The organism is Methylomonas subterranea, assembly GCF_024505185.1.
GTDB lineage: Bacteria > Pseudomonadota > Gammaproteobacteria > Methylococcales > Methylomonadaceae > Methylomonas > Methylomonas subterranea.
Map to the genome: position 1 here is coordinate 26,657 of NZ_JANIBJ010000007.1, position 12,904 is coordinate 39,560.

The 12,904-nt window shown below is 56.3% G+C and carries 12 protein-coding genes and 1 other RNA gene; 6 read left to right on the top strand and 7 right to left on the bottom strand.

Translation table 11 applies throughout. The annotated features are described in order from the left end of the window. The 4 genes from NP590_RS05130 to NP590_RS05145 all read left to right on the top strand — a co-directional run bounded on the left by NP590_RS05130 (nucleotide 1) and on the right by NP590_RS05145 (nucleotide 1,888). On the top strand, nucleotides 1–432 hold the full coding sequence (locus NP590_RS05130; protein ID WP_256601187.1) for a hypothetical protein: 432 nt from the start codon (nucleotides 1–3) through the stop codon (nucleotides 430–432). A 55-nt stretch (nucleotides 433–487) separates the two neighbouring features. Continuing rightward, nucleotides 488–866, top strand: a transfer-messenger RNA (tmRNA) gene (gene ssrA, locus NP590_RS05135). Between the two features lie 234 nt (nucleotides 867–1,100). Beyond that, nucleotides 1,101–1,391: a type II toxin-antitoxin system TacA family antitoxin gene (locus NP590_RS05140; protein WP_256601189.1), complete on the top strand. Its 291-nt coding sequence runs from the start codon at nucleotides 1,101–1,103 to the stop codon at nucleotides 1,389–1,391. Further along, entirely contained in the window at nucleotides 1,388–1,888 is a 501-nt protein-coding gene (locus NP590_RS05145; RefSeq protein ID WP_256601190.1) for a GNAT family N-acetyltransferase, read from the top strand. The genes NP590_RS05140 and NP590_RS05145 overlap by 4 nt, the downstream gene beginning before the upstream one ends. On the opposite strand, the gene NP590_RS05150 is transcribed toward NP590_RS05145, so the two are convergent. The 4 genes from NP590_RS05150 to NP590_RS05165 form a co-directional block, all read right to left on the bottom strand. Further along, complete coding sequence (locus NP590_RS05150) at nucleotides 1,881–3,287, bottom strand: 3'-5' exonuclease family protein (RefSeq protein ID WP_256601191.1); 1,407 nt, start codon at nucleotides 3,285–3,287, stop codon at nucleotides 1,881–1,883. The genes NP590_RS05145 and NP590_RS05150 overlap by 8 nt on opposite strands. A gap of 167 nt (nucleotides 3,288–3,454) precedes the next feature. Beyond that, nucleotides 3,455–5,071 carry a diguanylate cyclase domain-containing protein gene (locus NP590_RS05155; protein WP_256601192.1) on the bottom strand — a complete coding sequence of 539 codons (1,617 nt, stop codon included), beginning with the start codon at nucleotides 5,069–5,071 and terminating at the stop codon, nucleotides 3,455–3,457. Continuing rightward, nucleotides 5,071–5,478 carry a type 2 periplasmic-binding domain-containing protein gene (locus tag NP590_RS05160; protein WP_256601193.1) on the bottom strand — a complete coding sequence of 136 codons (408 nt, stop codon included), beginning with the start codon at nucleotides 5,476–5,478 and terminating at the stop codon, nucleotides 5,071–5,073. Before NP590_RS05160 ends, NP590_RS05155 begins: the two co-directional genes overlap by 1 nt. A gap of 2 nt (nucleotides 5,479–5,480) precedes the next feature. Beyond that, a complete protein-coding gene (locus NP590_RS05165) occupies nucleotides 5,481–6,725 on the bottom strand; it encodes a hypothetical protein (protein ID WP_256601194.1) in 1,245 nt (414 codons plus the stop codon). 361 nt (nucleotides 6,726–7,086) lie between these two features. On the opposite strand from NP590_RS05165, the gene NP590_RS05170 reads away from it, so the two are divergent. Together NP590_RS05170 and NP590_RS05175 are read left to right on the top strand one after the other, a co-directional pair. Then, a complete protein-coding gene (locus NP590_RS05170; RefSeq protein WP_256601195.1) occupies nucleotides 7,087–8,694 on the top strand; it encodes an alkaline phosphatase in 1,608 nt (535 codons plus the stop codon). A gap of 183 nt (nucleotides 8,695–8,877) precedes the next feature. Continuing rightward, nucleotides 8,878–9,639 carry a hypothetical protein gene (locus NP590_RS05175; protein WP_256601196.1) on the top strand — a complete coding sequence of 254 codons (762 nt, stop codon included), beginning with the start codon at nucleotides 8,878–8,880 and terminating at the stop codon, nucleotides 9,637–9,639. A 180-nt stretch (nucleotides 9,640–9,819) separates the two neighbouring features. Here the strand turns inward: NP590_RS05175 and NP590_RS05180 are convergent, their stop codons facing one another. The 3 genes from NP590_RS05180 to NP590_RS05190 form a co-directional block, all read right to left on the bottom strand. Then, complete coding sequence (locus tag NP590_RS05180) at nucleotides 9,820–10,551, bottom strand: VPLPA-CTERM sorting domain-containing protein (RefSeq protein ID WP_256601197.1); 732 nt, start codon at nucleotides 10,549–10,551, stop codon at nucleotides 9,820–9,822. A gap of 348 nt (nucleotides 10,552–10,899) precedes the next feature. Continuing rightward, nucleotides 10,900–11,994, bottom strand: a complete 1,095-nt coding sequence (locus NP590_RS05185; RefSeq protein WP_256601198.1) for a metallophosphoesterase — start codon at nucleotides 11,992–11,994, stop codon at nucleotides 10,900–10,902. 305 nt (nucleotides 11,995–12,299) lie between these two features. Further along, nucleotides 12,300–12,881 (bottom strand): hypothetical protein, encoded by a 582-nt coding sequence (locus tag NP590_RS05190; protein WP_256601199.1) that lies wholly within the window; start codon nucleotides 12,879–12,881, stop codon nucleotides 12,300–12,302. Nucleotides 12,882–12,904 lie beyond the last annotated feature (23 nt).

Consider the following 12,904-nt stretch of genomic DNA (forward strand, 5'->3'; position numbering starts at 1 on the left):
GTGAAACAATTTCACGGCTTGGACCGGCTGTGCCGGGCGCATGGTGGCTGGCTTAAACCGGCGGATTTGGCGGGCCTGCTGCTGGCCGATCTAAATGTCTGTGAGTGCCGGATATACGGCTGCATGGGCGAGGACCCTGAAATCCTGCTGGCTACACTGTATTTGCTGCCGGACACGTTGAATTACGACAGCTTTGACCAGCGGCTGGATTTCATAGTCGCGGGCCCCATATTGCGGAATGATTGCGTGCCGCTGACGTATCGGCTGCAAGGGCGGGATTTCGGCATCAGCGGGCGCTGTTCGATGATTGCTCGGGTTTGCGGCGTCGATTTATACCTGCAGAGCAGTTACACGGGCGTGATCGGCGAGGTGGCGCGGCAGAAATTTTCCATCGCCATTAAACCTTTGTTGCAGCAGCTAAAAAGCTCATAGCGGGCAAAAAATAGTCCTACAATTTTTTCCGATATTCGATAGAATGAAGGCTCTTGGGGGCGACCTGGCTTCGACGTGGGTAGCAAAACCTCGGGTGCATGCCGAGCACAGTACAGCTCGTAAAACCTACTGAAAAAAAGTATTCGCAAACGACGAAAACTACTCAGTGGCCTTAGCAGCTTAAAACCTGCACCACTTCTCTGACCGGATGTACTTATGCGTCCGGAGTCCTTTCGGGGACGCTCGGGGATCATATTACATAAGCTCGCGCCAAGGCTTAGTTCGGAGCCCGAAGCGCTAAATCCAATCGAAATCGCTGTTGATCCTCTTGGCCCGACGGGTAGTCAACAGTTAAATCAAAAGCGCGGGATAAGCATGTAGAGCTTGTGGCGGAGTGCTTGCGGACGCGGGTTCAATTCCCGCCGCCTCCACCAATCACCCAACCCCAACTGGTTTCAGTTGGGGTTTTTTATTGCCTGTTGCTGCGGGTTCGCGGGGTTTCGTGCGGGTTTCTGCGGACTTCGCCGTTATTGCATTTTCGCGAGGAGACGATGAATTAATGGTCAATCGATCGGGAAAATTTATTTGCGAAGTGCAAGCAACTGGGTGTAGATTGCGTGCGTCGTTTGTACTAACATAATGAAGCAATTTAATCCCTTGAGGTATGTATGATGACTACAGCAGCTGTCGCAACCCGATCTGCACGACTTGGCCTGCGAGCTACCCCAGAGCAAGAAGCGATATTACGTCGAGCCGCCGAGGTGGCACACAAGTCTTTAACCGACTTTATTCTTGATAGCGCTTGCCAAGCAGCAGAACAAACCTTGCTCGACCAACGATTGTTTATGGTATCAGGCAGTCAATATCAGGCTTTTTTGGATTTATTGGATGGTCCAAGTGAAGACAATGAGGGGTTACGCGACTTATTTTCCCGAACTGCTCCCTGGGATAATTCGTGAATCACTCTCGCCCTGAGTCCCTTGGGGCATTGCACCATCTGGAATTATTTGACTGTGGCAAGCCCGCACTTAACGAATGGTTGGTTCGTCATGCCAGACAGGCACAAGGCAGTGGCTCAGCTAAAACCTTCGTCATTACGGGCGATACTCAACGAGTCATTGGCTATTTCAGTTTGACTGTTGGTCAGATCGACACGTTGGACGCCCCTGAGCGTATTCGAAAAGGAATGGGACAGTACCCCATTCCAGTCGCAATTCTTGCTCGTTTGGCGGTTTCCAAAGATCATCAAGGGCGCGGTATCGGCATCGGATTATTGCAGGATGCTATTCGACGATCGCTGTTGATTGCTGAGCAAGCCGGTATCCGGGCAATGTTAACGCACCCGATTGATGATGAGGCCGCCCGTTTTTACAGGCGTTTTGGATTTATTGCCTCTCCCTTACAAGAGCAACAACTCCTGTTATTGCTTAAAGACGCGCGGCGCTGGGTCAGGTAATCTTGCTAATCCCGCGGATGGTTTCATGGCGTGGCGTTGTACGTAAATGCACGACCTGCGTTTTCTTTAAGGCCTTGACCAAGGTCATATAGGTATCGCGATCAAACGCCGGCCTGCCTTGCTCCAGCAATGCTTGGACTTCGTCATCACTGCGCGCCGTGCCGAGATAACACCAATGATCGATGACGTGCAAATCGTCTTCCTCGCGAATGCCGATGGCGCCGTGGTAAGGCCAACTGCTCAGTTTGAGTTTGCTCATGGCGGTCAGTAAGCGCGTGGCGTGCTCCAAACCGGATTCCTTGCCGACACAGGCGCCACGACAGCGTTTGAGTTGATGGGCAAAGCAGGGTTTGCCGCTGCCAATCTTTTCAAGACCGAGCACGCCCAGGCATAGCTGATGTTGTTCGGCCAAACTGCGAAGCGCCTTTTCGGCATCCCGTTTATTACCGTACAAGCCATATAAATTATCCTGCGCGCCAAAGTCCAGATCATAGGCCCAAGTCAGACGCGGTAACAACTGATCCTGCTTCTGCTCCAGTTGCCAGGCACATAGTGCATTTTTGCGCCGCAGCCGTTGGTTATGCACCGGTGTCATCTGTTTGATCAGTTTGGCTTCGGTCAATAACGCCCCCAGCTCGCCACCGGTTTCAATCCAGTCGATACGCTTGGTTTGCTGCGACAAGCTCATCTCCTTGGCGTGGCGATGGTCCGCGGCAAAGTGCGATAGTACCCGCTGGCGGATATTGACGCTTTTGCCGATGTACAGCGGCAAATCGTTTTCGCCATAGAACAGATAAACGCCCGGGCCTTCCGGTAGATCGTGGACCAGATTGGGATCAAGCTGCGACGGCAGACTGGAACGTTGTACCAAATTCTTAACGGTGGTTTCGATGGCATCAGCCGAAAACTGCTGATGGGTATGTTGCCAGAATTGATGAATCAGTTGGGCATCCGCTAAAGCGCGGTGGCGTTCCTTGGCCTTTAATTGATAGCGTTCGATCAGGCTATCGAGATTATGCCGGTGATACTGCGGATACAGTGCCCGCGATAATTTTACGGTACATAGCACCTGCGGTTTGAACAGCAGGCCGACCCGTTTGAATTCATTTTTCAGAAAACCGTAATCAAAGCGGGCGTTGTGGGCGATGAACAGTCGGCCTTGCAATAAGGCATCGACTTCCTTGGCCACCTGTTCAAAGCAGGGTGCATTTTCGACCATGGCGTTGCTGATGCCGGTCATCTGTTCGATGAACAACGGAATGCGCATCTGCGGATGCACCAGTTGGCTCCATTCCCGCACGCCATCGTCATCCACCAGGACAATACCGATCTCGGTAATACGGTCTTTAGTCGCCGAAGCGCCGGTGGTTTCCAGATCGACAAAAGCTAAAGGTTGCATGGTAAAGTTCTAAAGGTAATGAAAGACATTCTGCTAGGCGCGACGCATAGCCGCGATTTTGGCCGTGAGAAACGCCACTACGCGGCGTTCCTCCAGGGACTTTCAGGGTGACAGGCGAAACCGGCAGTTACCAAAGCCGCGCTTACCGCGGCATCCGGCAGTTCTGGTTATTGCCCGTTTGCGGCGATTGTCTCCACGGCTATCGTGCCGTCCTCACGCAGGATAGCGAAACCGTTTCGGCCTTGGCGCTTGACTTCGTACATGGCTTGATCGGCGGCCTTGTACATGGTCTCCAGGCTTTGTTCGCCATCCTGTTCCAGACAGATACCGATACTGACGCCCACTTCCACACTCAATTGCGGCTTGAGTTGGATGGGCCGGCCAATCGCCGTGACGATGTCCCGGGCGATTTGGCGGATGTGTTCCAGGGACGCGCAGTTGACCAGCGCAATCAGAAACTCGTCACCGCCCAGTCTGGCGACGATATCGCTGGCCCGCACGCAATTTTGGAAACGTTCGGCGGCTTCTATCAGTACCCGGTCGCCGGCGTCGTGCCCGTGGGTATCGTTGATTTCCTTGAAGCGATCCAGATCGAGCAGGCACAAAACCAAAGTATCGTCCCGATTGCGCTGGCCGCGCATCAGGCTGATCAGTTTTCGGTCGGCCGCTTGTCTGCGCAGTAATCCTGTCAGCGAATCGTGATCGGCTTCATGACGCACGCTGGTTTCCGCCGCCACCCGCTCGGTAATGTCGTAAACCACGCCCTCGAAATTCTTCTCGGTCAAGGCCGACGATTGCAGGGATAGCAAGCAATGTACCCAGTTGTCGAGATTTTTCAAGCGTAAATCCCGCGCGACTGTTTGTTTGCGCTCTTCCGCCAAACGGATCAGTTCGCGCAACCTATCCGGATCGGCGAAAGCCAAGTCGGCAAAATCCCGCCCCAACAAGGCTTCCGTCGACGATTGTTCCAGCGCAATGACTTTACTCAAGGTCGGATTGGCGGTTTTTAACCTGCCGGCTTCGTCCAGCACAAAAATGCCGGCACTGGTGGTTTCGAAGATAGTGCGCAACTGCTGCTCTATGGTTTCGATTTCCTTGCGCAGGGCGTGTTCGGACTTAAATTTTTCCTGCAAGGTTTCCAGCAAGCCGTTGATATCTTCCACCAACTGGCTCAATTCGTCGTGATTGCCCGGCAGCGGTTCCAGGCGTTCCTGTTCGCCGGCCTTGATGGCATGCAGGGTGTCGGATACTTTCATCAGCGGCCGCGAAAGCAGGGAACGCACCATCAACAACACGATCAGCGCGGTCAGACCGATCAGCGCGGACGAATTCAACGCGCTGAACAGGGCGCTGTGCCGCGCCTCCAACAGATTGTATTGAGCTTCGGGCGTCGCCGACAGCCGGCCTATGACCTCGCCGTCTCCGAACGGCGAATACAGTGTGCGGCTGATTTCGGCCTGCCTGGGCACGTTGGTACCGCGTGCCTGTGTCAGAGCCAAGCCCGCGCTGCCCTCCAGCTTGGCTTCGTGGATAATGTCGTTGCGCAGCAGGCCCGCCAGTACATCCTCGCCGATACTACGATTATTGGAATAGGCCGCCACCGCCGCGGTGTTTTCCACGGTGTCCAGCAGCTGATTGATCATCAGCACGGTCTTTTCGCTGGAACGCTTGAATTCGGTGATGAACAGCAACAACGAGGTACAGGCCGAAAACAACAGCGCTACCCCAAATACCGCCTTGGCCAGTTTATGGTACAGATAGCGCTTTTTTTTGCCGGCGTTCATCAGTCCAATTGCAGCAGTACGCGAACGGTTTTGTCGGCGCTGGCCTTGTTGACGTAGCCGATGGCGCCCTCGTTTTCCCTCACCGTTCGCATCACCACCTCGTCGCTGGGCAGTTGCTGGGGCGGGGAGGCCTGACCGGTAAACATGATCCGCGCCCAATAGGCGTTGATCTGCTCCACCGGCCGGCCGGTCAGCTTTTCGTAAAACTCGGCGCGCAGAGGCGAGGGCTGGTCTATCGGCAAGGCGAATTTGCCGTTGGGCAAAACGCGGCTGCGGCCCAGGTAAATGTCCTGCACTTGTTTGGCGGTCAGGCTGTCGATGTCGTTTTTGACGTGGCCGATTACCAGAATCTCGGCCCGTACCGCCGGGATACAGGCCAGCAGCAATGAGATAAGAAAGGTTTTCATGTTCAAAAGATGAAATCCATGCCGACGGACCAAACGTTGACCGTATCGGCCGCCGCCCCGCTTGCCGGCCTTAGCCATAATGCGCTGCCATTATTGCCCAGCCAGTAATGGCTCCATTGCGTCTTCAGGTCGATATTCTCGGTAACGTCCCAGCGCAGGCCCAGGGATATCGATTTCTCGTCGACGCCGCCGGTGTTCAAGGTCAGGTCGGCGGCGTTTCGCAGCTCCAGCAGGGCCGGGACGGGCGCCAGCGGCGAGGAAACGCTGCTTCTGTCATTCAAGGTTTCCGAGATGCCCAGCAAGGTATACAGGGTAAGCTTGCCGACCCGTCGTCCAAGACTGAGATAGCCGCTGGCAACGCTTCTGTAGACATTTAATTCCGAATGAATATACGAGCCTTCCGCTTGAGCCAGCCACAGTCCGTCATCGTAGGCCAAGCCGACGGAAGTGAAATGCACAGCCTTGTCCTTGGCGGAGATTTTGGCCGCCAAACCCGATGCATCCGGCCAAACCGCACTCAATGCCGGGTCGTTGAGCGCATCGAGCAGCGGGTGTAATGGCGAGAGTTCGAGATTATTCAGCGCGTAGTTATAACCGATGCGGGCATTCCAGTTGCCTTGTTCGTAGGCCAGTTTAATGCCGGCCAAGGTATAACGCTGATCGGATTGCTCGGACAAGCCGATGGGCACCTGATTGAAGCTATGGCCGCCGAATACCTTGACGGTCAGCTGCCCCTCGCCGAGCGCGAATTTTTTCGCGATGTCCATGCCGTCGAAATGGTAAACCGGCAAGCCGCCGTAAAACTCATGGGGAGGGCGTATCCACGGATAGGCGTAGCCGACATCGCGGTATTCCGACAACATAAACACATCGAAACCCATCCTTCCCGCGCGGATATCCAGGTCGTCCAACGGCCGCCAGCGCAAAAATGCCCAATCCAGATTTTGTTCGACGAAATCGCCGGTGGTATTACGCGCCACCCATTGCACGGTGGCATGCCATGCGTTATTGAATTCCGCATCGACTTGCAGGCCGAGACGCGAATCGGTGTCTATCCCCCAGCCGCTGCCTACCCCCCGGCCTTGCTTGATGTCGCGGCGAAACCTCAGGCTGTCGTTATCCGTGCCGCTGGTTCCCAGGCTGCCGAAACCCTTCAGCGACAGCATGGACCGCTCCTCGTCGGCATGCGCGGCCGCGCCGGCCAGAGCCAGGGAGGCCGCGATGACAAAATTTATACAGAATTTCATGGTATCGGTCTGGGTTTCCGCAAAAGCGATGTGGCTGCATTCGGTCCCGCCCGCAAGCGAAAACAGCCTTGGGGAGATTCGCTTGCCGCTTGTATCGGTGGCGGGCTTTTCGCCAGCCGATCGAAGCGGGGTTTGTCGAGTAAATTAGCAGGTTTATGACGTTGCGCAATCATACCATTCCGTCCGCATTAACCCTATGGCCGATCGGTCTGTTGCGCCGGCGGGGAAAATGTTCGCCAACTCCGCAAGCAGCCGCGCCTAACCCCCGGCGACTTATTCAACGTCAGGTCCGCCGCGTCATCAAAATTTCACATTCAGGCATTAATTTAGCGCTTCCTAATTTCGCTCTCAGGGGGCAGCAATGACACATCGAAAAACGCCAAAAACGACAGCCTTGGCCGTGGCCATGGGCGTATTCGGCTTAAGCTTGTCGGTGGGCGTGGTCGCGCACGGCGACAAGGCTAAAAAGCCCGCGAATCAAGCGTCCGACCAGGTTCCGTCGTCCGCCGCGGAATGGTTCAAGGCCGGCCAAAACGCCGTATTGGTGAATAAAAAAGACCTGCAGGAACTGCGCAAGGCCAAAAACGTGATTCTGTTCGTCGGCGACGGCATGGGCGTATCCACCGTGACCGCGACCCGCATACTGGAAGGCCAAATGGCTGGTCGCGATGGCGAATTCAACCGCTTGTCATTCGAACGTTTCAGCCACATGGCCCACTCGGTTACCGCCAGCGCCAACCAACAAACCTCCGATTCGGCACCGACCGCCACCGCCATGGTGGCCGGCATCAAAACCAACGACGGCGCCATCTCGGTCGATCAAAGCATCAACCGTTTGGAGCCGAGCGCGGCCGTCACGGCGGCCAAAAGCGTCAAAACCATACTGGAGCGGGCCGAAGAACGCGGCCTGTCCACCGGCGTAGTGAGCACCGCCCGCTTTACCCACGCCACCCCGGCCGTGAATTACGCCCATATTTCCAACCGCGACTGGGAAGCCGACAGCAATCTGCCCGCCGGCGCCACCGTCAAGGACATCGCCCGCCAATTGCTGGAATTTCCATATGGCGACGGCTTGGAAGTCGCGTTGGGCGGCGGTCGTAGCTATTTCATGCCCAACAGCCTGAACGACCCTGAATATCCCAGCCAAAAAGGCCGCCGGGCCGACGGCCGCGACCTGACCCTGGAATGGATCTCGCAATACAACAACTCGGAATACGTTTGGAATCAGGCACAGTTTGACGCCGTCAACCCTAAGAAAACCGATCATTTGCTGGGTTTGTTCGAACGCTCGCACATGCGTTACGAAGCCGACCGTAAGGACGACGCCGCCGGCGAACCGTCATTGGCCGAGATGACCGATAAGGCCATCAAAATTCTGCAAAAAAACAAAAAAGGTTACTACCTGATGGTTGAAGCCGGCCGCATCGACCACGCCCACCATGCCGGCAATGCCTACCGGGCCTTGACCGACACCATCGCCTTGTCGGATGCCGTGAAAAAAGCCAGGGAACTGACCAATGACAAGGATACCTTGATTCTGGTTACCGCCGATCATAGCCATGTGTTCACCATCGCCGGCTACCCGTCGCGCGGTAACCCGATTTTGGGCAAAACCGCGGTTGACGGCGTTGAGCTGAAGGATTCCTTGGGCTTGCCTTACACCACCTTGTCCTACGCCAACGGCCCCGGTTGGACCGGCGGCATGCAGCGCAAGGAATTCAATCCGGCCAATGAAGGTACGGTTGCCGCTGCCTATGACGGTGGCAAATTGCGTCCCGATCTGGCTAGCGTCGACACCGAAAATCCCAACTATCTGCAGGAAGCGACCGTGCCGATGGGCTCGGAAACCCACGCCGGTGAAGACGTGGCAATTTATGCCGATGGCCCCGGCGCCTATCTGGTGCGCGGTACGTTGGAGCAAAACGCGATTTATCACGTGATGGCCGACGCGCTGGGCATGCGCAAGTAAACGTTTCGGTTCTCGCGCGGGAACCTTAACAAAGCGGAACCGGGGGACGCCTGTGTCCCCCGGTTTTTTGTTGTAGGCCGGAATAAGCGTAGCGTTTCCGGCAGGTTGGTGCGTTTTTCCGGAAACGCTGCGCTTATTCCGGCCTACCGATTTTTACAGACCATTTACAAGCTCAAGTTACCCATGTCAAATCGAAGCCGCCAAATCTTGATCCACCTTATCGTTGCCGCGCTAGGGCTAACCCTGACCGCTTGCGGCACGCCATCGGCGCAACGCAAGGCCAATGTAAACATCATCGATCCGGCCGTCGCCAACCCGCCGGCACTGGCGGCCGAATTCGTCACCACCCGCGCCGGCGAAGAACACCGGCATGAGTCGCCTCACGAGGAACAGCAAGCCGCGCCGGAGACAGTCGAATGGCGTATCTGGCGGGACAGCCGGCAAATCGTCACGGAACGGCCGCGACTGGGTATCGGCGAATTATGGCAACTGGATGGGCAGACCATCATTCACCGCAAGCTGTACCACGCGGATCGGCGCGCCATCGAATTTCAACACGACGACTTGAAAATGCTGCAGAGCGCTCCTTCCTGGCAAAAACTGTCGCTGATGCTGGATCCGCAATTGCTGCGCCAATTGAGCGCGGGCGACATCGAATGGGTGGATGGCTATCCGGTGCGGGAATATAGCGGACAGTTGGAAGGAACCGACTGGCGCGTGGTGATGCGGATGGACATAGCCTTGCCGAGCATCATAGAGCGGCGGCATGGCGAGTTTTTCGAGCGCACCGAATTGCTGGCGTCTTATCCCTTGAGTCAGTCCCCCTGGCGGCCCACCTCGGCGGACGCTTACGAAATCATCGACTTCGCCGACCTGGGCGACAAGGAAACCGACCCCTTCGTGATAAAGGTACAGGCGCAAATGGGGCATGAACATCATCATTAAGCGATAAGCAAGGCAAATGTAACCGGGCCGGGTACATATCCACTATCCGATACGGAGAGGTCGAGCGGAAACCGAAGGTGCAAGCTCCGGCCTACCGCTACGCAATCAGCTGTTGGTTACGCTAGCTTGCATGCCGCGGTCGCTGTTGCAAGCCGCGGCATGGCCGGTTCAAGGCGTCGATCAGGCGGCAACGGACATGTTGCGGCGTCTATGCAAGCCCAGCAGGGCAACCAGGCCCGAACCCATCATCCAGAACGCGGCCGGAACCGGAACCGGTGAGCCGGTGACGCTGACCATGTCGAAGCGCCAGGTACCGCTTGCGGCGTAGTTGCTGGCGGAATTGGAGGCCAAATAGCCCAGCGAGTCAGGGGCAAAGCTGGCTACGATGCGGAAGGCGAAATTCGCGTTGTCCGCCACGCCGGCAATGCTGCTGAAGTCCACGCTGCGGCCGTTGAACCAGGTGTCGCCGGCATTGCCGTCGAATAGCGTGCTGTCGATAAAATTGATGCCGTCCAGCGAATATTGCACGAGTTCATAACGAGAGCTGGTGTTGCTGTGGCGCAGGTCGTAGCTGATCGCGATGTCCTTCAAACCGACGGTGCTGACGTTGAATTGCACGCCGCGGCTTTTGTCGCCGGTGCCTTGGGCGGCATAGCCGGTGGTTTGCCAGCCGCTGTTGTCGGTCAGGGCCGGGTCGGAGGAACCGCCGTTGGCCGCGCCGCTGCTGAACGAGCCGCTGATGCCGCCCAGCAAGGATGCCGTGCCGGAGCCTATGCCGGGCACTATGGAACCCGTGCCGGTGCTGCCGTCCGGCACGCTGGAATTGAAGTTCCATTCGCTGATGACGGACGCTTGGGCGCCGGCGGCGGACAGTGCCAAGGCCATGACGGCGACAAGGGATTGCGATTTCATGAATACACTCCTGTAAAAGCGGTTGAAACAAAGTTGAAGGTGTAAGCGGCCCGATTCGATTGCTGAACCATGTCGGGCTGTCGCGGCGCGACTGCGCAATTTATAAAGAACTCACGTGACCGGACGGTGACGGAAAAATTATCGTTTTGTGACGTAGGTTTGGAGTGCCGAGCTATTTTTGCCACTTCCCTATTGCCAAAAAAGATGGCGGGCGGGGCGTATGGTGAAGTTATGGTGCGGATGCGATATCTGAATCGCCGGCCGACGATAAATAAGGGATTGGCGGAGCTGTCGTAAACAATCTCCCCCAATCCCCCTGTTCCAAAAGTAACGGTTGTTTGTAAGCAATTACGGCTGCGGATGTTGCTCCAGATTGGTCTCGACGATTTCCTGATGCACCGAGAAGACCTCGGCCGAATTGGGGTCGACTTCGACACGCAACCAATGCACGTCGTCGGCGCCGAAGGTTTCGATGCGGGTGGCGTTTTCGATGCGACGTTTGCTGATGGCGCCCAGCATGGGTTTATCGACCCGGAAGTAGTGGGAATCGCCGTGTACCAATGCCACCGGTTTTTTGAAGTCAACGATTTCCCGCTCCAGGTCGGCGAGGATTTCCTCGAAACCTCTACGGCCGCTGTTGCCTTTTGCCAGTTCGAAACCGGGGTTGGCCTGGAACATCAACAACACGCCTCGGGCATTTTCGGCCGTGGCCTTGGCGAAGGTCTCGCCAATCCAGGCCCGCGCCGCTTCGATACGACGAACCACTTCCTCATTATCGGCGGCGGTGCGGCCGGCAAAGTTGGCTAGCGCATTGTTGCTGCCGACGATATGCAGGGTGGCGAACATGACGTTTTGTTCCTTCCAGCGCACGTTCTCGACGAATTCGGCATATTGGGCGTCGTCCGCTTGGGTTTCGACGCGCATGGTTTTTCGGCCCAGGGTTTGGCCCGGCAGCGGATAAAACACCTCGCGCAGTTTGCTCAAACGTTCCAGCGGCTGGTAGCCGCCATTGTTGGCGCGATGGCAATCCGTCCATTCGTTATCGCCGGGTGTCAGAATGAAGGGCTTTTTGAATGAGGAAAATCGTTGCAGGCGGTCGAGAAACATTTCATCGGAACACAGGGTAGAGCCGTTTTTGATATCGCCGGCGTGCAACACCCATTTCAATTGCTGGTCGGCGTTGATTTCGGCAATGACATTATCCAGCTTCCAAAAATCGACTTCGTTGTACGGCACGTCGCCAATCAGGGCGAATTCGAATTTACCGTGGCCTTGGGCGTTTTGTTGTTGCGGCCCGGCCAAGACGGGTTGAACGCAGCCGGCCGTGCAGAATGCGGCCAGCAAGGCGATGTTTTTCAGCAGGGGTTTCTTGACGTTTACAGGCATTAAGCCGGCTTCGGCCGCGAAGATTTTTGAAAATGATCGACCAGCTATCGTTGACATGGAGCCTCCCGGTATTGGGTTATTGGATGAATAAATCGCTAAGGATTCCGACCCTAATAATTTCGCTATTTATATCCCTCACCCTAGCCTTTTCCCGGAGGAGTTTGTCGTAAAAGCTCCCTCTCCTTTATGCCCCGTGGGTGCGGTGGGAGAAGGAACTGTTTCTATTTTTACGACACCCTCCGGAGGGGAGAGGGACAGAATGCGGAAGTTTTTAGGGGCGTAATCCTAAAAGTGTGCCACCGGCCGGTTACAGCCCGGTTAAGGCTTTGTTAACGATTTGTGATGGCCGGCGGCAAGGCCGCTTAGGCCGGGATGGGGGAGAGGCGGCGTTTGCCGCGCCAAGTCAACCAAGCGCCGCTGGCAAACAGCAGCCCGGCGGGCGGCAGCGGTACAGCGGCAATGTTGACGTTCAAGCTAGCCGACATCGAAAGCGAATTGCCGAACAAGTAAATCAGGCCTTGATTGAGGTCGGCGGGGTCGGCGGTCATGCTCAGTATCGTCGCACCGTCTGCCAGTGCCTGAAAGCGCAAGGTTCCCAGATGCAGGTCGCCGCTGAAATCGTTGGCCGCCAGGCCTGGAAAGGCCGAGCCGGCCAAATCCAAGTTAAGGATTTCAGCATCGTCCGAGAACAGCGGATTCAGCCAGCTTGCGTTCAGTCCCAGCAAAGCCGGGGAAACGTTCAGATTGAAGCCAAAAGCCAGCAGCAGGTCGTCGGCGTAGCTGTCGGCAAACACGTCGCGGGCTATGAGGTCGACGTCGAACACATCGCCGACCCGGATCGTGTCGGTTTGGGTCCGCAAGGCCAGCGATGGCACGGCGGCTTGCAGTGGCGAGGAGGATATGGCCGCCAGCAGGCCGGCGACGATGAGTGGTTTGATGTTCATGTTCTTCACCTTGAATAATGGTA